Origin of the sequence: Rhodococcus sp. 5A-K4 (assembly GCF_046097995.1) — a bacterium.
GTDB classification, from domain to species: domain Bacteria; phylum Actinomycetota; class Actinomycetes; order Mycobacteriales; family Mycobacteriaceae; genus Rhodococcus_F; species Rhodococcus_F erythropolis.
The window spans coordinates 299,296-317,156 of sequence record NZ_JBJURM010000001.1; the positions used below are offsets into that span (position 1 = coordinate 299,296).

Sequence of the window (17,861 nt, forward strand, 5' to 3'; positions counted from 1 at the left end):
TCAGGCGTTTTGTTCTTTGCGCCTGGCGAGAATCGCCGCGAGCGCACCGCCGACCGCTCCGAGCACCAGCGCTGTGGGAACGCCGATCTTGGCGGCCTTTCGTCCGGTGCGGAAATCACGAACTTCCCAACCGCGGTTCTTCGCGAGTTCACGAAGGTCTGCGTCGGGATTGATCGCCACCGGTGTCCCCACCAACGAGAGCATCGGTACGTCGTTGTGGCTGTCGGAGTAGGCGGAACAGCGCTTGAGATTGAGTCCTTCACGCACCGCCAACGTCCGTACGGCGTGTGCCTTGCCCATTCCGTGCAGGATGTCGCCGACGAGTCGGCCGGTGAAGACTCCGTCCTCACTTTCGGCGACGGTGCCCAACGCGCCGGTCAGTCCCAGTTTCTCGGCGATGACCTGAGCCAGTTCGACCGGAGTTGCCGTCACCAACCACACCTGTTGTCCGGCGTCGAGGTGCATCTGGGCCAACGCCCTCGTGCCTGGCCAGATCTTGTCGGCAATGACCTCGTCGTAGATCTCCTCGCCGAGGCGGGCGAGTTCGGCGGTGGATCGACCGGCCACGAAGGACAGTGCTTTCTCGCGGCCTTCGGCGACGTCGTCACTACTTTCTCGGCCGGTGACTCGGAATTTGATCTGCTTCCACGCGAAATCCACCAGATCCGAGGTCTTGAGATACTTGCGTGCAGCGAGACCACGGGCGAAGTGGATGATCGATGCACCCTGCACCATGGTGTTGTCGACGTCGAAGAATGCGGCGGCCGTGAGGTCGCGCGGAACGGCCGGGGGCTCTTCGCCGGTTTCCGGTTCTGTGGGGTTGGCAGCTTCGTGCAATGCCAGAGCTGCATCAGCGCTCGCCTCGCCGGCGAGATTGGCTCGAACTTCCGACTCACTCGGGCCCAGCGGATTCTTTACATGGCGACGTCCGGGGAGAATGACCCCGGCAAGCCCTGATCCGAATCCGGAGCCGTTCGGTAGTGATCGCGCAGGCACCCGCACCTCCCGTGTTGCATTCTCGAGCAGAGAACTCTTCGAGTCAGCCTATCCTCCGCGATGAGGCCCGATGGGTTGGATGGTGACCTTCCCTGTGGTGTGTGACGTTCCTCTCCGCCGATTTGGTACCGAGTGGGGCTCCGGAGGCACACTCGACCGATCAAGTAGATGGCGTCCCAGTAGAAGAAAGGTATGCGTCGATGACTGCAGTTACGCATGAAGTGACCTTGTTGACACGCGCAGGATGCGCGTCCTGCGTCGGCGCGGCGGAGGTACTACGACGGGTCTGTTCCGAGTTCGAGCTGGAATTGACGTGCATCGACGTAGACGAAGCTGCCGCGACGGATCCAGAGCTGAGAGCGGAGTACGGAGACAGATTGCCGGTCATTCTTCTCGACGGACGCGAGCACGGTTACTGGGAAGTTGACGAAGAGCGCCTTCGTGACGATTTACGCAAGTAAGGCAACCCTCAAAGTTGTCTGCCAAGCCGCTTTGCAGGTGAACGGCACATCGAACCCGTCTCGAGCAACTTTGTGCATGGGTTCACAAGCGGTTACCGTGGTGTGAACATTCCCCCGGAGCATCGTGGAGGTCGACAGTCGTGTCGACCGGACGAGGAGCCAGCGACGTGACCGAACCGCACCAGACGCATGAGCCTGTGGCTCAGCGCGTCACCGGCGCTGCGGGCTCTTCTGTCACCGACTCGATCGCTCAGGATCGCGTCATCCCCCAGGCTACGGTGACGCGCTTGGCCGCATACCTGCGGGTCCTCGGAGTGATGTCCGACCGGGGTACCTCCATCGTCTCGAGCGAGGAACTTGCCCAGGCGTCCGGTGTCGGATCAGCGAAGTTGCGTAAGGATCTGTCGTTCCTCGGACCCAACGGTGTCCGCGGCGTCGGGTACGACGTCAACAGGCTCCGCATCCGCATCGAGCGTGCACTCGGACTCGATCGTGGGCACAAGGTCGTTCTCGTCGGAGTCGGAAACCTCGGCAAGGCGCTGGTCGGCTACGGCGGATTCAGCCGCCGCGGTTTCGAGATGGTCGGACTCTTCGACAGTGACGCAGATCGAATCGGAAGCAGAGTCGGGGATCTCGTCGTGCGCAGCACCGAGGAACTGACCGTCGCCTGCCGTGAACTGAATGCGACCATCGGCGTCATCTCCACACCGGACGAGGCCGCTCAGGGCGTGTGCGACCAGTTCGTCAGCGCCGGACTGCGCTGTATCATGAGTTTTTCGCCGATCGCCCTCGACGTTCCCGATCACGTGGAACTGCGACGCGTCGATCTAGCCGTCGAGATGCAGGTTCTCTCCTTCAACAGTGCGCGCAATGCCGATCAGGCATCCAGTGCGCCGCGAGTACGAGTGGCTCACGCCGCATCCGCTTCGTCAGTCCCATCCACCAGTTCACCCGCTCCGGTCGGAGCAGGTTCGACAAGAAACGGATCAGTGATCGCGCCGTGAGTGTTCTGCTTGTCGGGGTCTCGCATCGAACCGCGCCCGTCCCGGTGCTCGAGCGAGTAGCTGTCACCGACACCGATCGTCCGAAGCTGATCGACAAGCTTCTGGCGTCTTCGCACATCTCCGAAGCGATGATCGTCTCCACCTGCAACCGGGTGGAGGTCTACGCGGTGGTGGACGCGTTCCACGGTGCACTCACCGAGGTCGGTGAAATCCTCGCCGACCATTCGGGTCTCGACCTGACGGCGCTGCACGCTCACGCCTACGTCCGCTACAGCGAAGCAGCGGTCGAACATCTCTTCGCCGTGGCCAGTGGCCTCGATTCGATGGTGATCGGCGAACAGCAGATTCTCGGCCAGATCCGTTCGGCCTACGCATCTTCGGATGCGCAGCAGGCCGCCGGACGCGTCGTCCACGAACTGGCTCAGCAGGCACTGCGCGTCGGCAAGCGAGTGCATTCCGAAACCGGAATCGACTCAGCCGGAGCATCAGTCGTATCCGTGGCTCTTGATCGTGCAGCGGGCATCATCGGTGAGGGCGGCCTCGTCGGCCGCACTGCCGTGGTTGTCGGTGCAGGCTCGATGGGCGGTCTGTCGGTTGCGCATCTCACCCGCGCCGGAATCGCACGCATCGTCGTCGTCAACCGGACCCAGGAACGCGCCGAGCACCTCGCCGAGACGGCACGCTCCAACGGCGTCGACGCCGACGGTGTTGCCTTCGATCAGCTTTCGGCCGCGATGGCGCAGGCAGATGTCATGGTTACCTGTACCGGCGCGGTCGGGGCAGTGGTCACCCTGGCGGATGTGCACCGCGCACTCGCCGAGCCCGATCGCGACAACACCAAGCACCTCGTCATCTGCGACCTCGGGCTGCCGCGCGACATCGATCCCGCCGTCGCCGGCCTGCCGGGTGTCACCGTTCTCGACATGGAGACGCTGCAGCGTGATCCAGCGGCAGGCGCAGCCGCTTCCGACGCAGATGCCGCACGCACCATCGTCGCCGGCGAGCTTGCGACCTACCTTGCCGGACAGCGCCTCGCGGAGGTCACCCCGACCGTGACGGCTTTGCGTCAGCGCGCCGCCGACGTCGTCGAAGCCGAACTGATGCGGCTCGATTCGCGTCTGCCCGGCCTGGACGATCCGCAGCGCGACGAGGTTGCACGCACCGTGCGACGCGTCGTGGACAAGCTGCTCCACGCCCCGACCGTGCGCGTCAAGCAACTCGCGTCGGCCCCCGGCGGCGACTCCTACGCAGCAGCGCTGCGCGAACTCTTCGAACTCAGCCCCGGATCTCCCGCGGCCGTGGCCACACCCACCGACCTGGTGGACGGCGACCGCACTGGAAGGGACCTGCAGGCATGAGCGTCACCACCCCTCGATCGGGGAGCCCGCTGCGGATCGGCACTCGCGGAAGTCTTCTCGCGACCACGCAGGCCGGCACCGTGCGCGACGCCCTCATTGCAGCGGGACATCCCGCCGAGTTGGTCATCATCAAGACCAAGGGCGACCAGTCCACCGATCCCGTCCAGAAGATCGGCGTCGGAGTGTTCACCGCAGAGCTTCGAGAAGCTTTGCTGGACAACCGCGTCGACGTTGCTGTGCATTCCTACAAGGACTTACCGACCGCGCAGGATCCGCGTTTCGTCATCGCGGCGATTCCGCCACGCGAAGATCCGCGTGACGCGCTCGTCGCCCGCGACGGTCTGGTCCTCGGGGAGCTTCCGGCCGGTTCCAAGGTGGGAACCTCCGCGCCGCGCCGCGTTTCGCAGCTCAAGGCACTCGGGCTCGGCCTCGATATCGTGCCGTTGCGGGGCAACCTGCAACGCCGTCTCGGCAAGGTCGAATCCGGTGAACTCGACGCCGTGATCCTCGCTCGCGCCGGCTTGTCCCGTATAGGTCTGCTCGATCGCATCACCGAGAACATCGAGCCCGTGCAGATGCTCCCCGCTCCGGCGCAGGGCGCTCTGGCCGTCGAATGCCTTTCTGCCAATGCGGAATTGGCGGCGATCCTGGCTGAGCACGATGACGCCGGTACCAGGGCGGCAGTCACTGCCGAGCGTGCACTTCTCGCCGAGCTGGAAGCGGGCTGCACCGCTCCGGTCGGAGCGATCGCGGAGATCGTCGAATCCCTCGACGACGACGGCAGAATCTTCGACGAACTGTCGGTACGCGGCTGCGCAGCCGCCATCGACGGTTCGGACGTCATCCGTACCGGCGCAGTCGGTGCGCCGGACAAGGCCGAGGAACTCGGCCGAGCGGTAGCGCGCGAGTTACTCGAACTCGGCGCCCGAGAGTTGATGAACGTGACTACAGGCGAGGCAGCCGATGTTTGACGCCCCACTTTGCACTTGCACCAAGTTCCCATTTCGATACAGCGCACTGGAGAATCACCGATGACCCGAGTCCGAAAGAACACTCCCGGACGGATCCTGTTCGTGGGATCGGGACCGGGCGACCCCGCCCTGCTCACCGTTCGCGCACGTGACGTCCTCACCGGCGCCGCAATGGCATTCACGGATCCGGACGTCGACAAGGGCGTCGTCGCGCTCGTCGGCATCGACATGGGCCGCGACGAGGAGACCGGCGAGCTGATCGCGGACGTGCGTCCGGCACTCGGTGAGCCTGCCGAGGTTGCAAAGACATTAGTGCACGAGGCCAAGAACGGCCACGACGTCGTGCGTCTGGTCTCCGGTGATCCGCTGACCACGGATTCCGTGATCGCAGAGGTCACGGCAGTCGCCCGCACGCAGGTTCAGTTCGAGGTTCTCCCGGGTCTGCCTTCGGGTTCGGCTGTGCCGAGCTACGCCGGTATGGCGCTCGGCTCGGGTCACACCGAGGCCGACGTTCGCGGTGAAGTCGACTGGGCTGCTCTGGCCGCTGCACCGGGACCGCTTGTTCTGCACGCGACGTCGGGACATCTCGCCGAGACCGCCAGCGCGCTGGTCGAGAACGGCTTGGCTCCGCAGACGCCTGCTGCCATCACCGTCCGCGGCACCACTCGTCAGCAGCGAACCGTCGAGGCAACTCTCGCGACGCTCAACGAAGCCGGATCCGAACTGGTGGGCTCGCTCATCGTCACCGTCGGCAAGGTTGTCGCGCAGCGCAACAAGATGTCGTGGTGGGAATCGCGCGCTCTGTACGGCTGGACTGTCCTCGTGCCGCGCACCAAGGATCAGGCCGGCGAGATGAGCGACCGTCTGGTCACTCACGGAGCGATCCCGATCGAGGTTCCGACCATCGCCGTCGAGCCGCCTCGCAGCCCGGCTCAGATGGAGCGTTCGGTCAAGGGCCTCGTCGACGGTCGTTACCAGTGGGTGGTCTTCACTTCCACCAATGCGGTTCGCGCAGTGTGGGAGAAGTTCGAGGAGTTCGGTCTCGACGCTCGCGCCTTCTCCGGCGTGAAGATCGCCTGTATCGGCGAAGCAACCGCAGCCAAGGTCCGCTCGTTCGGCATCAACCCCGAGCTGATCCCGACCGGTGAGCAGTCCAGCGAAGGCCTGCTGGCCGAATTCGCCCCGTACGACGACGTTTTCGATCCGGTCAACCGGGTTCTGTTGCCGCGCGCGGACATTGCAACCGAAACCCTCGCCGAGGGCCTGCGCGAACGCGGTTGGGAGATCGACGACGTCACCGCCTACCGCACCGTCCGGGCGGCGCCGCCGCCGGCCGAGACCCGCGAGATGATCAAGACCGGTGGATTCGACGCCGTCTGCTTCACCTCGTCCTCGACCGTGCGCAACCTCGTCGGCATCGCCGGCAAGCCGCACGCCCGCACGTTGGTCGCGTGCATCGGCCCGAAGACGGCCGAAACCGCTATCGAGTTCGGTCTGCGCGTCGACGTGCAGCCCGAGACCTCGCAGGTGGGACCGCTGGTGGAGGCTCTCGCCGAGCACGCAGCTCGGCTGCGCGCTGAAGGTGCTTTGCCGCCGCCGCGTAAGAAGTCCCGCAGGCGCTAGCGCACCCGTGAGCGGTTGAGGAGTCTGTGGACTCCTCAACCACTCACAGGTTCCGACGAAGGAGGGCTACTTCTCGTGTTTCCCACTCATCGCCCTCGCCGGCTCCGGCGCACCCCAGCGCTCCGGCGACTCGTGGCAGAGACCTCGCTCGAACCCCGGCACCTCGTGTTGCCGATGTTCGTTGCAGACGGCATCGATACGCCGCGTGAGATCAGTTCCATGCCAGGCGTTTTCCAGCACACCCTCGATTCGCTGCGGTCCGCCGCGGTGGAAGCAGTGGAAGCCGGCGTCGGTGGTCTGATGCTCTTCGGCGTCCCCAAGGCGGAGGACAAGGACCCTCAGGGCTCCGGTGCCTCCGATCCCGACGGCATCCTCAACGTCGGATTGCGCGCTCTGGCAGAAGAACTCGGCGATTCGACGGTCATCATGGCCGATACCTGCCTCGACGAGTTCACCGATCACGGCCACTGCGGCGTGCTTACCGCCGCCGGCGCCGTCGACAACGACGCAACTTTGATCCGATACGTCGAAATGGCTCTCGCGCAAGCTGAATCGGGTGCGCACCTGCTCGGCCCGAGCGGCATGATGGACGGTCAGGTGGCTGCGATCCGCGGCGCGCTCGATGCATCCGGGTATGTCGAGGTCGGTCAGCTCGCCTATGCCGCGAAATATGCGTCAGCGTTCTACGGACCGTTCCGTGAAGCCGTCGGATCCTCACTGCAAGGCGACCGTCGTACTTATCAGCAGGACGGCGCCAACCGTCGCGAGTCGATGCGCGAGGTAGACCTCGACATCGCCGAGGGCGCTGACATGGTGATGGTCAAGCCTGCAATGTCCTACCTCGACATTCTGCGTGAGACCGCCGACCGGTCTCCGGTTCCGGTCGCGGCGTACCAGATCTCGGGTGAGTACTCGATGATCACGGCCGCCGCGCAGAACGGGTGGATCGACCGGGACGCGGCGATTCTCGAATCGCTCACCAGCATTCGCCGCGCCGGTGCCGACGTGGTCCTCACGTATTGGGCGTCGGAAGTTGCCGGATGGCTGTGACGGAGTCACGCATGGTGGCTGCACCGGTATCGACCGATACGCTGGTGTCATGACCGAGCAGTGGCCGCCGTCGCGCCAGGAACCGCCCCGCCGGGAACCTCCCTACGAGAACCAGCCGTTCGAGAATCAGCCATACCGCGAACTCGGACCGATGCCGACGGGTCAGATCCCGGGATACGGCCCCGGTTACAACGGATACCCGGGCCCCCAGCCGAAACCCGAGCCGCCGACGGACGTCGTGACTGCGATTCAGTTGTGGTGGGCTGTGACGGCGCTTGGGCTGGTCCAGGGCGGCGCGATGATCTGGATGCTGCTCGGGCAGAAGTCGATGTTCGTCGACGAGATGCTCAGGAACCAGGCGGCTGTCGATGCCGGTCTGACACGCTCCGACGTTGAGGGCATGTTCCCACTGGTCATCGTGTTCTCCGCTGTCCTGGTGGTGATCGTCACCGCGGTGTTCCTTTTGTTCGTGCGCTCGATGAGTCGTGGCAAGAACTGGGCTCGAATGTTGCTGACGTTCTGTGGAGTCTTCATGTTGGTCTCTGCGATCCCCGTGATCTTCGGGCTCGGCGGCGACGGCGGCGCGGCCACTCTGCTGTTCGGCGGAGCGGAGATCCTGCAGGCAGTTGCTGCTGTCGGGGCGATCGTGATGATGCACCGAAAAGAGTCCAATCCGTACTTTCTTCGTTTCCCCCCGGCGGGGAACCGATAGGTAGCTCGGGGTACTGTGAAACGGGTCACTGCAGTAGTAGGGGAGAGGTCGTAGACAATGAGTTCTCAGGAAGCCCTGCGCACGGAAAGCACCCACGACGCTCCACTGCGCCAACGTGGTTCACGGACCGAAGTGATCTTGTTCGCGATCCTTGGAGCCTCTGTTCTGGTGACACTCCTGGTGCTCATGATTCCGGGCATCGTCAGCGGATAGCGCACACTTGAACCCGTGAGTATCTCTACGAAGGTCAGGCGCCCGACGGCCGTCGAGGCAGCATTCTGGCTGTGGATCGCCAGCGCGTTCCTACTCATACTCTTCGGCCTGATCAATGTCACCAGCGCCTCGTATTCGCTGCGTGAACAATTCACCGATCAAGGCGTGTCGGCCGGAAACATCGACATCTACGTCACCTTCGTGCGGGTGTCCGGGCTGGTTCTGCTGTTGACCGGCCTTGCGATCGGCGGCCTCGCCGGTCCCACTCGCGCCGGACGGGCGTTGTGCCGACGGATCCTGGTGATCGTGTCCGGAGTGTTCGCGGTGCTGCAGATCGCGCTGGTCGTGGCCGGGATCAGTACCGTGCTCGCGCTGGTTGTTCCCGTCATGCTGATCTGTGCCTGCGTCGCGATCTACCGCGACACCACCCGAAGTTGGTTTGCCCGTGGCTGATCGCGCGCCGGAAATCGGCCCGGACGTTCTGTACTACGAACCGGGTTCTCGGTGGTGGGCCATCGCGTTCGGGCCGATCTTCTGCCTGATCGCCTTGGTCATCGAACTGTTCACCGGCCCGGTGGTGCATTGGTTCGGTCTGGCGATGTTCGCCGTGATCCTCACCGGGTTGGTCTACGTGCAGGTGATTGCCGCGCGCCGGCATGCGAGCGTACTTCTGACCGCGACCACGTTGCGTCAGGGAACCGAAGAGGTGCCGATCACCGAGATCGCCGAGGTGTTTCCCGAATCGGACGACTCCGCCTATGAAGACGCAATGGAGCCGTGGGAAACGGCACGCGCGCTGGGTGAGCTGTCCGGAGTGCCCCGGCGTCGGCACGGTATCGGCTTGCGTCTGACCACCGGGGGATTGGTGCGAGCGTGGGCGAAAGACGATCGGGCACTTCGCGAGGCGTTGAGCCAGGTTGTCACGGTCGGTGTGGAACCGGACGGGTCTGCCGATGATTGAGGCGCAGCCAACTCCGCTCGTCGACGTGAAGACGTGGATCGGTGTACTCGGTATCGTCGCCGCCACGATTCTGGCGGTCGTGTGCTGGCGAGCGGGTACGACGACGTCCGACTTCGGACCGATACTGGAGGGCGCTCCACCGTTCGAGAGCACGCACTACGACGGTCTCTGGATCTCGGGCGCCGGGTTGTCGATTCTGGTTGCGGGGCTGATGGCCATCGATGTCGTGCGCCGCGTCCGGGTGGGCTTCGTCGCATCGCAGTAGCCCTCATACGGGTAGGGGGTATAGTTGCGGTATGAGTAGTTACAGCCCCGAGCAGGACGATCTGCTCAAACGCCTTCGTCGTATCGAAGGTCAGGTAGCCGGAATCTCGCGCATGGTCGCAGACGACCGGTACTGCATCGACGTGCTCACCCAGGTGTCCGCCGCGACGAGCGCGTTGCAGTCCGTATCCCTGAAGCTTCTCGACGCGCACCTTGCGGGCTGCGTCGTCGAAGCTGCCAAGCAGGGTGGTCCGGAAGCAGACGTCAAGATCAAGGAAGCTCAGGCGGCCATCGCTCGCCTCGTTCGTTCGTAAGGTGCCGGTCCGTCACTCCGTGATGGACCGCGCGAGCGCCCGGGCGGAGAAGCTCACGAAGTACTCGGGTGTGACTTCTTTGGCGATGTTGATGACGATGGTGTCCGACAGGCCTTTGAGTCCGGAGAGCACGAGATGGATCAACGCGGGGTCGTCGATCAACCGGCTCCCTTCGGCTGCAGCAGATTCGGTGAGCGCTCGAATCAATGCCGAGTTGTAGACCGCTACGGATGCGTGAAGTTCCCGCATGCTTTCTCGGTCGGACCCGGCCATGCCTTCGATGTCGCGCCAGGTGGTGGTGAGTCGACCCACCCGTTCCCAGTGCCGAGCAAATTCGGAAATCATGGACTCGAGTAAGGCGCTCAGTCCCTGCTTGCGGGGGAGCGAGTTCACGAAGTCCGCCATTTCCAGCTGACTTTCGCTGAGGAGGGCGGCGAAGATGTCCTGCTTGTCGACGAAGTACTGGTAGATCAGTCCGGTGCTGGTGCCGGCTCGTTTAGCGACCGCGCGGATGGTGAGTGCGGAGTAGCCTCCTTCGTCCAGAAGCGAGATCGCCGCGTCGAGTGTTCGGCGCCGACGCACTTCGGCGTCACCGTAGATCGACTTGCTGCTGGCACTGCTCATTTGATCACCGTAGTCGCGGTGGTCGGCATCCTCAATTCACATCGAACACTGTTCGTTATTGAACGCCACCCAGAATCCAATGTGACTCAGATCATAGAATGAACATTGTTCGAAATAGAATGAACATCGTTCATTCTGGTGTTACGGTATGGCGCAGACCACATCGAGGCCAGTGCAAAGCGCTGGACACTCTGCGGTCGGCCTGACCTTTCTTCCCGTATCGATCGGGAGGTCTACACAGTTGTGGAGTACCTATGACACGCACTAACGATGAACGCGCGGCGATCGACATCGCCGCTGCGGCGGGAGAACTTCTGCTCGACCATCGGAAATCCCTCGGCGAAAACGACGGTGATGTCGCGACTTTCAAGAACGCGGCCGATCGGCTCAGTCACGAATTCATCGTCGCCGAACTTGCCCGACGCTTTCCTGCGGATGCAGTGCTGTCGGAGGAAGGGGCTGACGACCTCGCGAGGCTGGCTGCGGATCGGGTGTGGATCGTCGACCCTCTCGACGGCACCCGTGAGTACGGCGAGGCCGGACGATCGGACTGGGCAGTGCATGTTGCACTGAGCGAAAACGGTGTCCTCACAACAGGTGCGGTCGCGATGCCTGCCCTCGGCGTCACCTATTCCAGCAGCGATGATCGAACCGAGCGCGGCGCTTCGACACCGGTGCGGGTCGTCGTGTCGCGGACGCGGCGTCCGGAACCGGTCATGCGCATGGCCGACTCGATGGGCGCGAAGTTGATCGAAATGGGATCCGCCGGAGCCAAAGCAATGGCGGTCGTCTCGGGTGAGGCAGACATCTATGCACATGCGGGCGGACAGTACGAGTGGGATTCGGCGGCGCCGGTTGCTGTCGCACGTGCTGCGGGACTGCATGTTTCGCGTATCGATGGCAGCGAACTGCGCTACAACCAGGAAAACCCGTGGTTGCCGGATCTGCTGATCTGCCGACCCGAACTCGCCCCGAAAGCACTGGAGGAACTGGGCCGATGACCGCGACACTGACGCACCTCGAACGACTCGAAGCCGAGAGCATTCACATCATGCGTGAAGCTGTTGCCCAGAGCGAGAACCCGGTGATGCTGTACTCGGTGGGCAAGGACTCCGCCGTGATGCTGCATCTGGCGCGCAAGGCCTTCTATCCGTCGAAGCTGCCGTTTCCGCTTCTGCACGTCGATACCACGTGGAAGTTTCGTGAAATGTACAAACTTCGTGACAGTACCGCTGCTGCAGGCGATCTCGATCTGATCGTCCACACCAACCCGGACTGCGTGAAGCAGGAGATCAACCCGTTCACTCACGGCAGCGCTGTCCATACCGACATGTGGAAGACCGAAGGCCTCAAACAAGCCCTCGATCACTACAAGTTCGACGCTGCATTCGGCGGCGCCCGCCGTGACGAAGAAAAATCCCGCGCCAAGGAACGCATCTTCTCGATCCGATCAGCTGCGCACCGTTGGGATCCCAAGCAGCAGCGACCGGAACTGTGGCGGATGTACAACGTCCGCAAAGCGCCGGGCGAGAGCCTGCGCGTCTTCCCTCTCTCGAACTGGACCGAGCTGGATGTGTGGGAATACATACGCCAGGAAGAGATTCCGATCGTTCCGCTGTATTTTGCCGACAAGCGGCCCGTCGTCGAGCGGGACGGTGCGCTGATCATGGTCGACGACGACCGGATGCCGTTGCTGCCGGGAGAGACTCCGGAGCTCAAGAGCGTTCGTTTCCGCACCCTCGGCTGCTACCCGCTGACCGGAGCCGTCGAATCGACCGCCACGAGCCTGACCGAGATCATCTCGGAAATGTTGCTCACCACCACTTCCGAACGCCAGGGACGGGTCATCGACCACGACTCCAGTGCGTCGATGGAAAAGAAGAAGCAAGAGGGGTACTTCTGATGACTGTTTCCTCGGATCTGATCGCTGACGACATCGAGGCGTACCTCGAACGTCATGCGAACAAGAGCATGCTGCGATTCATCACGTGCGGCAGCGTCGACGACGGCAAGAGCACCTTGATCGGCCGTCTGCTCTACGAATCGAAACTCGTCTTCGACGACCAGTTGACGGCGCTCGAAGCCGATTCGCGCAAGAGCGGAACCCAGGGGGAGGGGCTCGATTTCGCGCTCCTGGTCGACGGTCTCGCCGCCGAACGTGAGCAGGGCATCACGATCGACGTCGCCTACCGCTACTTCACGACCGAGCGACGCAAGTTCGTCGTCGCCGATACTCCGGGGCACGAGCAGTACACCCGAAACATGGTGACGGGCGCGTCGACCGCCGATCTTGCGGTGATCCTTGTCGATTCCCGCAAGGGGATACTGACTCAGACCCGCCGGCACTCGTATCTGGTCTCGTTGCTGGGGATCAAGCACGTGGTGCTTGCCGTGAACAAGCTCGACCTCGTCGACTACTCGCAAGAGGTCTTCGATGCCATTACCGCGGATTACGCAGGGTTCGCTCACGAGATCGGTCTGGACGGGTTCGTCGCCATCCCGATGTCGGCATACATGGGTGACAATCTCACCGAGCGCAGTGCGAATACCCCGTGGTACTCCGGACCAAGCCTGATCGAGCATCTCGAAAGCGTGGACATCGACGATGCTGCCGCCGCGGCTCCGTTCCGGATGCCGGTGCAGTGGGTCAACCGGCCGGACCTCGACTTCCGCGGATTCTCCGGCCAGATCGTTTCAGGCACCGTATCTCCCGGAGATCCCATCCGCGTGCTCCCCAGTGGAAAGACGTCCACAGTCGAGCGCATCGTGACCATGGGTGGCGACCTCGACGTTGCCGGTGCGGGCCGCTCGGTCACCATCACGCTCGCCGACGAGATCGACATCAGTCGCGGTGATGTGCTGTCCATCGGCGACAATCCGCCGGCCGTAGCCGATCAGTTCGAGGCCTGCATCGTCTGGATGGGTGAGGCTCCCATGCTGCCCGAACGGCCGTTCCTGTGCCAGATCGGTACCGTCACAGTCACTGCGCGCATCACCAAACCGAAACACAAGATCAACGTCAACACTCTCGAGAAGACCGCAACGACTACTCTCGCGCTCAACGAAATCGGTGTGTGCAACCTCAGTTTCGATCGACCGGTCCCGTTCGACCCGTACGTCGGCAACCGTGACACCGGTAGCTTCATCCTCATCGACCGCCTTACCAACGGCACTGTCGGTGCGGGCATGATCACGCACTCGCTGCGTCGATCGGACAACATTCACTGGCAATCCGTCGACGTCGACGAGGCCGCGCACACCAGGCTCAAGGGACACCAACCCGCAGTTCTGTGGTTCACCGGTCTCTCCGGTTCGGGAAAGTCGACCATCGCGAACGATGTCGAGCGTCAACTGCACGCACTCGGCGCGCACACCTACCTCCTCGACGGAGACAACGTCCGTCACGGGCTGAATCGAGACCTCGGATTCACCGAAGCCGACCGCGTCGAGAACATCCGTCGCGTCACCGAGGTCACCCGACTGATGGCGGACGCCGGTCTGATCGTGCTCGCGTCCTTCATTTCACCGTTCGAGGCGGAGCGTCATGCCGCCCGTGAATTGATCGGCGACGAACAGTTCGTCGAAATCTTCGTCGACACCGCTCTTGCCGTCGCAGAGGAGCGAGATCCCAAGGGTCTGTACAAGAAGGCTCGACGGGGCGAGTTGGTGAACTTCACCGGAATCGATTCGCCGTACGAACCGCCGCAGAACCCTGACATTCACATCGACACCAGTGTCACGACGACCGAGGACGCTGCGATCGCGATCGTCGACCATCTCCGCGCCCGCGGAACCATTTCTTGATCCGCCTGAACACGAGGAGCATCTATGCCTGACAGGGCTGAAATAGTTTCTGCCGTAGAGGATTACGTCAAGTGTCTCGGAAGTCACGACGTCGACGGACTGGTTGCGCTGTTTGCGCCCGACGCAGTTCAACACGAACCGCTGGGGGGCCGGACCTACCGCGGAATCGAGGAGATTCGCGAATTCGATACCGCGAACGCGCAGGTCGATTTCACAGTCAGCCTGCTCGGTCCGATTTCGGTGACGGGAAAGTACGCAGCGATGCAGCTTCGGGTGCAGCGCGCCGGTATCCCTGACTTCGCTGCCACCGACGTGTTCGAGTTCGACGAGAACGGCAAGATCATCTCCCTGAGTGTTGTTCTCGATCCGCAGGCGCTGTGCTGACCCATCAGGGCCTGCTGGCAGGCAAGGTTGTCGTCGTCTCGGGAGTGGGCCCGGCGCTGGGTCGTTCGATTGCGATGCAGAGTGCGGCGGCCGGAGCGAAGGTTGTTCTGGCTGCCCGCACACCCGAGCGCTTGGAATCGGTGGCAAGGGAGATTCGAGACCGCGGCGGAATCGCGTTGGCCGTCCCGACGAACCTCACCGACGTCGATTCGATCGCTTCGTTGGCGGAGACAACTGTCGCTGAGTTCGGTGCGGTGCATTGCTTGGTGAACAACGCATTTGTTCAACCCGCGCAGGTCCCGCTCCTGGACGCCGACATGGCGTCCATCCAGTCGGGTATCGACATCAACCTGCTTGCGGCGTTGAACGTGACACGCGCGTTTGTGCCGGCATTGACCGAGGCGGAGGGCTCCGTCGTGATGGTGACGTCCATGGTGCTGCGTAATCAGCTTCCCGGGTTCGGGGCCTACCGCATCATGAAATCCGGGCTCCTGGCAATGGCACGCAGTTTGTCGATCGATCTCGGTCCCAAGGGCGTTCGAGTCAATTCGGTTGCTCCCGGCTATATCTGGGCGGACTCGGTCAAGAACATGTTCGAGAAAAAGGCGGCGGCAGCTGGGGTCGACCCCAAGGTCATTTACGACGAGGTTGCAGCGGGCGCCGATCTGCGCCGGCTACCCGAACCTGACGACATCGCCAATGCCGTCGTCTTCCTCTTGTCCGATTCGGCCAGAGCCATCGCCGGGCAATGTCTCGACGTCAACTGCGGTCACACGCACCACTGATCAACTCATACAAGGATTAGCCATGACACAGGATTACGACGGCATCGGTTCCATCGATGACCTGCACCACGCTGCGCGCGAGGCGGCCGGGTACAAAAACTTCGGCAGCGACAGCTATCTCGAAGGACTTCGAGTTCTCCTCGAGTCGTTCCAGAACGAGGCCGACCTCACTCCTCACGGCAAGGTGATCGCTCGCAAGATGATCGTCGGAGCGCTCGCGGGTCGCCTGACCAGTGAGGCCGGATTCGCGAAATACCCCGAGCACGTCGATGTTCCGATCGAACGCCCGATCTTCGTGGTCGGGTTGACCCGCACCGGCAGCACCGCGCTGCACCGCTTGCTCGGTGCCGACCCGGCGCATCAGGGCGCCGAGATGTGGCTCGCCGAGACGCCGCAGCCGCGCCCCGAGCGCGACAAGTGGTCGGAGAACGAATATTACGTTCGCTCCGATGCCTTCTACCGTGCTCGCCAGCGCAACGAAGCGGACCTGATGAAGGTGCATTTCATGGGGGCGGAGGAGGTCGAGGAATGTTGGCGTCTGCTGCAGCAGACGCTGCTCTCCACCGCGTTCGAAACTGTTGCGTACGTGCCGAGTTACACGCAGTGGCTGGCGGAGCAGGATTGGACCGAAACATATGCGCGGCACAAGAAGAACCTGCAGTTGATCGGGCTGCACGACCAGGACAGACGGTGGGTGCTCAAAAGCCCGAGCCATGTCTTCGCGATCGACGAGATCATGTCGGTCTATCCGGATGCACTGTTCGTTCGGACCTTCCGGGACCCGTTGACATCGATGGCGTCCACCTTCAGCCTCGTCGAGCAGGGCGGACACGACATGTCGAGGGCCTTCGATCGTCCGGCCATCGGGCGCACGCAACTGGAGTTGTGGGCGCGAGGGAATGCGAACTTCAACAATGCCCGTAGCCGTTACAACCCCGATCAGTTCATCGACGTCGACTACAAGGACTTCATCGCCGATGCGGTCGGCACCGTCGAGAAGATCTACGCGCAGTTCGACCTGCCATTCACTGACGAGGCTCGCGCAGCGGTGGAGGCGTCGCATCAGGCGAGCCTTGCCGAGCACCGTCGTCCGTCGCATCGCTATTCGCTCGCGGATTTCGGCGTGAGCGCTGCCGACGTCGAAGCGAAGTTCGCCACCACACCCTGAAGCCCTCCGGCCCTGTGCGCCTTTTTGGTAGTGCCGACTACCAAAAAGGCGCACAGGGCGAAGCCCCAACTGAAACAAGGAGATTCACATGAATGCTGTTTGGGAAAAGTTCTGCGCAGATCTGCTCGAGGTCGGAAAGGTCCTGGAAGACGAGATCGTCCCTCAGGATCCGCTGACTCAAGCCGAGGGCGTCCGCTACCTGAGTCGGTTGCTTCGGTACGGCACGATCAACTGTGTCGAGTACACCGATCCGCGGTGGCCGCAGTTCTCGTCGGCTCCGAACCCGAACATGATGACGAAGATCGGTGCCGACAACCCGGACAACGTCTACATGCGCGCCAACATTTCCGGTAAGTACAACTACCGGATCATCGGCACCCGAGGCACCGTCCCGCTGATCACCTTCGGCTCGCGCGTCAATCGGTACCACATCGACGGCACCATGCTGCAGACCGGAGATCTGCATATCCACGACCTCGAGGTCGACGAGAACGGCCGTTTCGAGTTCATCGCGAGCGTCGACAAGCCCGCTGAGGGCGCTTGGCTGCCTTTGGCGCCCGACAGCAACCTCATCTCCGTTCGGCAAACTCACCAGGATCGGCGCAACGAGGTCATCGGTGATCTGACCATCGAATGCCTGAACCCGGACGGCGAGTTCGTCCCGCTGAGTCCGGAAGAGATCGGCGAGCGTCTCACCAAGTCCGTCGGGATCGTGAAGGGGATGGCGGAGACCTTCCTGGAGTGGTCGCGCAAATTCCAGCCGCACACCAACGAGATCTTCGACTGGGGACAGGACTACTTCCAGGACGCCGGCGGCGATCCGACGATTTTCTACTTCCACGGTTACTGGAAGCTCGCCGAGGACGAGGCGTGGGTCATCGAGACCGAGGTTCCGAACTGCGAGTACTTCAACTTCGTGCTGCAGAACTTCTGGGTCGAGTCTCTCGACTACAACCGCACGAACATCTACATCAACAATCACACCGCGAAGCTCAACGACGACGGCACCATGACAATCGTCGTAGCGGCGAAGGATCCGGGTTACGGCAACTGGATCGACACCGATTCGCATGCCGAGGGCACATGGGCGCTGCGCTGGATCAAGGCGGACTCGCACCCGATCCCGACGTCCAAGGTAGTCAAGATCTGACACGCCGACGGAGATTGGG

General features: G+C 62.8%; 21 protein-coding genes. 19 read left to right on the forward strand and 2 right to left on the reverse strand.

From position 1 onward, the window contains the following. Entirely contained in the window at positions 1-996 is a 996-nt protein-coding gene (locus tag ACKAMS_RS01390) for an HAD family phosphatase (protein ID WP_020968932.1), read from the reverse strand. Positions 997-1,196: 200 nt separating this feature from the next. Between ACKAMS_RS01390 and ACKAMS_RS01395 the strand changes: the two genes are divergently transcribed. The 12 genes from ACKAMS_RS01395 to ACKAMS_RS01450 all read left to right on the forward strand — a co-directional run bounded on the left by ACKAMS_RS01395 (position 1,197) and on the right by ACKAMS_RS01450 (position 9,927). Continuing rightward, positions 1,197-1,457, forward strand: coding sequence for a glutaredoxin family protein (locus ACKAMS_RS01395; protein ID WP_397510072.1), 261 nt, complete (start codon positions 1,197-1,199; stop codon positions 1,455-1,457). Between the two features lie 140 nt (positions 1,458-1,597). Then, entirely contained in the window at positions 1,598-2,461 is an 864-nt protein-coding gene (locus tag ACKAMS_RS01400) for a redox-sensing transcriptional repressor Rex (RefSeq protein WP_021343418.1), read from the forward strand. Beyond that, positions 2,458-3,819, forward strand: coding sequence for a glutamyl-tRNA reductase (locus tag ACKAMS_RS01405; protein ID WP_003941867.1), 1,362 nt, complete (start codon positions 2,458-2,460; stop codon positions 3,817-3,819). The genes ACKAMS_RS01400 and ACKAMS_RS01405 overlap by 4 nt, the downstream gene beginning before the upstream one ends. Beyond that, a complete protein-coding gene (gene hemC, locus ACKAMS_RS01410) occupies positions 3,816-4,790 on the forward strand; it encodes a hydroxymethylbilane synthase (RefSeq protein ID WP_408988510.1) in 975 nt (324 codons plus the stop codon). The genes ACKAMS_RS01405 and hemC overlap by 4 nt, the downstream gene beginning before the upstream one ends. Before the next feature lie 60 nt (positions 4,791-4,850). Beyond that, positions 4,851-6,413, forward strand: a complete 1,563-nt coding sequence (locus ACKAMS_RS01415) for a bifunctional uroporphyrinogen-III C-methyltransferase/uroporphyrinogen-III synthase (protein WP_003941969.1) — start codon at positions 4,851-4,853, stop codon at positions 6,411-6,413. 75 nt (positions 6,414-6,488) lie between these two features. Continuing rightward, the gene (gene hemB, locus ACKAMS_RS01420; RefSeq protein WP_408988511.1) at positions 6,489-7,463 is read left to right on the forward strand and encodes a porphobilinogen synthase; all 975 of its coding nucleotides are present in this window, start codon (positions 6,489-6,491) and stop codon (positions 7,461-7,463) included. Positions 7,464-7,512: 49 nt separating this feature from the next. Then, positions 7,513-8,175, forward strand: a complete 663-nt coding sequence (locus ACKAMS_RS01425) for a hypothetical protein (RefSeq protein WP_019744372.1) — start codon at positions 7,513-7,515, stop codon at positions 8,173-8,175. Between the two features lie 57 nt (positions 8,176-8,232). Next, positions 8,233-8,388, forward strand: a complete 156-nt coding sequence (locus tag ACKAMS_RS01430) for a hypothetical protein (protein ID WP_019744371.1) — start codon at positions 8,233-8,235, stop codon at positions 8,386-8,388. 15 nt (positions 8,389-8,403) lie between these two features. Beyond that, a complete protein-coding gene (locus ACKAMS_RS01435) occupies positions 8,404-8,841 on the forward strand; it encodes a hypothetical protein (protein ID WP_003942066.1) in 438 nt (145 codons plus the stop codon). Beyond that, positions 8,834-9,349 carry a hypothetical protein gene (locus ACKAMS_RS01440; protein WP_408988512.1) on the forward strand — a complete coding sequence of 172 codons (516 nt, stop codon included), beginning with the start codon at positions 8,834-8,836 and terminating at the stop codon, positions 9,347-9,349. Before ACKAMS_RS01435 ends, ACKAMS_RS01440 begins: the two co-directional genes overlap by 8 nt. Then, complete coding sequence (locus ACKAMS_RS01445; RefSeq protein ID WP_021333927.1) at positions 9,342-9,614, forward strand: hypothetical protein; 273 nt, start codon at positions 9,342-9,344, stop codon at positions 9,612-9,614. Before ACKAMS_RS01440 ends, ACKAMS_RS01445 begins: the two co-directional genes overlap by 8 nt. A gap of 31 nt (positions 9,615-9,645) precedes the next feature. Beyond that, positions 9,646-9,927 carry a metal-sensitive transcriptional regulator gene (locus tag ACKAMS_RS01450; protein ID WP_003942012.1) on the forward strand — a complete coding sequence of 94 codons (282 nt, stop codon included), beginning with the start codon at positions 9,646-9,648 and terminating at the stop codon, positions 9,925-9,927. Positions 9,928-9,939: 12 nt separating this feature from the next. On the opposite strand, the gene ACKAMS_RS01455 is transcribed toward ACKAMS_RS01450, so the two are convergent. After that, positions 9,940-10,551, reverse strand: a complete 612-nt coding sequence (locus ACKAMS_RS01455; RefSeq protein WP_019744367.1) for a TetR/AcrR family transcriptional regulator — start codon at positions 10,549-10,551, stop codon at positions 9,940-9,942. Positions 10,552-10,805: 254 nt separating this feature from the next. On the opposite strand from ACKAMS_RS01455, the gene ACKAMS_RS01460 reads away from it, so the two are divergent. The 7 genes from ACKAMS_RS01460 (at position 10,806) to ACKAMS_RS01490 (ending at position 17,842) form a co-directional block, all read left to right on the forward strand. Continuing rightward, the gene (locus tag ACKAMS_RS01460; protein ID WP_019744366.1) at positions 10,806-11,552 is read left to right on the forward strand and encodes a 3'(2'),5'-bisphosphate nucleotidase CysQ; all 747 of its coding nucleotides are present in this window, start codon (positions 10,806-10,808) and stop codon (positions 11,550-11,552) included. After that, positions 11,549-12,454, forward strand: a complete 906-nt coding sequence (cysD, locus tag ACKAMS_RS01465; RefSeq protein ID WP_408988513.1) for a sulfate adenylyltransferase subunit CysD — start codon at positions 11,549-11,551, stop codon at positions 12,452-12,454. Before ACKAMS_RS01460 ends, cysD begins: the two co-directional genes overlap by 4 nt. Then, a complete protein-coding gene (cysN, locus tag ACKAMS_RS01470; protein WP_019744364.1) occupies positions 12,454-14,355 on the forward strand; it encodes a sulfate adenylyltransferase subunit CysN in 1,902 nt (633 codons plus the stop codon). The genes cysD and cysN overlap by 1 nt, the downstream gene beginning before the upstream one ends. Before the next feature lie 24 nt (positions 14,356-14,379). Then, positions 14,380-14,739 (forward strand): nuclear transport factor 2 family protein, encoded by a 360-nt coding sequence (locus tag ACKAMS_RS01475; RefSeq protein ID WP_019744363.1) that lies wholly within the window; start codon positions 14,380-14,382, stop codon positions 14,737-14,739. After that, a complete protein-coding gene (locus tag ACKAMS_RS01480; protein ID WP_019744362.1) occupies positions 14,733-15,524 on the forward strand; it encodes an SDR family oxidoreductase in 792 nt (263 codons plus the stop codon). The genes ACKAMS_RS01475 and ACKAMS_RS01480 overlap by 7 nt, the downstream gene beginning before the upstream one ends. A 22-nt stretch (positions 15,525-15,546) precedes the next feature. Then, positions 15,547-16,692 (forward strand): sulfotransferase family protein, encoded by a 1,146-nt coding sequence (locus ACKAMS_RS01485; protein ID WP_408988514.1) that lies wholly within the window; start codon positions 15,547-15,549, stop codon positions 16,690-16,692. Between the two features lie 88 nt (positions 16,693-16,780). Beyond that, positions 16,781-17,842: a DUF1214 domain-containing protein gene (locus tag ACKAMS_RS01490; protein ID WP_019744360.1), complete on the forward strand. Its 1,062-nt coding sequence runs from the start codon at positions 16,781-16,783 to the stop codon at positions 17,840-17,842. Positions 17,843-17,861 lie beyond the last annotated feature (19 nt).

Coding starts and splice junctions, on each gene's coding strand:
- ACKAMS_RS01395 (WP_397510072.1), top strand. CDS start 1,197: ATGACTGCAGTTACGCATGAAGTGACCTTGTTGACACGCGCAGGATGC.
- hemC (WP_408988510.1), top strand. CDS start 3,816: ATGAGCGTCACCACCCCTCGATCGGGGAGCCCGCTGCGGATCGGCACT.
- ACKAMS_RS01415 (WP_003941969.1), top strand. CDS start 4,851: ATGACCCGAGTCCGAAAGAACACTCCCGGACGGATCCTGTTCGTGGGA.
- ACKAMS_RS01425 (WP_019744372.1), top strand. CDS start 7,513: ATGACCGAGCAGTGGCCGCCGTCGCGCCAGGAACCGCCCCGCCGGGAA.
- ACKAMS_RS01430 (WP_019744371.1), top strand. CDS start 8,233: ATGAGTTCTCAGGAAGCCCTGCGCACGGAAAGCACCCACGACGCTCCA.
- ACKAMS_RS01445 (WP_021333927.1), top strand. CDS start 9,342: ATGATTGAGGCGCAGCCAACTCCGCTCGTCGACGTGAAGACGTGGATC.
- ACKAMS_RS01450 (WP_003942012.1), top strand. CDS start 9,646: ATGAGTAGTTACAGCCCCGAGCAGGACGATCTGCTCAAACGCCTTCGT.
- ACKAMS_RS01455 (WP_019744367.1), bottom strand. CDS start 10,551: ATGAGCAGTGCCAGCAGCAAGTCGATCTACGGTGACGCCGAAGTGCGT.
- ACKAMS_RS01460 (WP_019744366.1), top strand. CDS start 10,806: ATGACACGCACTAACGATGAACGCGCGGCGATCGACATCGCCGCTGCG.
- cysD (WP_408988513.1), top strand. CDS start 11,549: ATGACCGCGACACTGACGCACCTCGAACGACTCGAAGCCGAGAGCATT.
- cysN (WP_019744364.1), top strand. CDS start 12,454: ATGACTGTTTCCTCGGATCTGATCGCTGACGACATCGAGGCGTACCTC.
- ACKAMS_RS01475 (WP_019744363.1), top strand. CDS start 14,380: ATGCCTGACAGGGCTGAAATAGTTTCTGCCGTAGAGGATTACGTCAAG.
- ACKAMS_RS01485 (WP_408988514.1), top strand. CDS start 15,547: ATGACACAGGATTACGACGGCATCGGTTCCATCGATGACCTGCACCAC.
- ACKAMS_RS01490 (WP_019744360.1), top strand. CDS start 16,781: ATGAATGCTGTTTGGGAAAAGTTCTGCGCAGATCTGCTCGAGGTCGGA.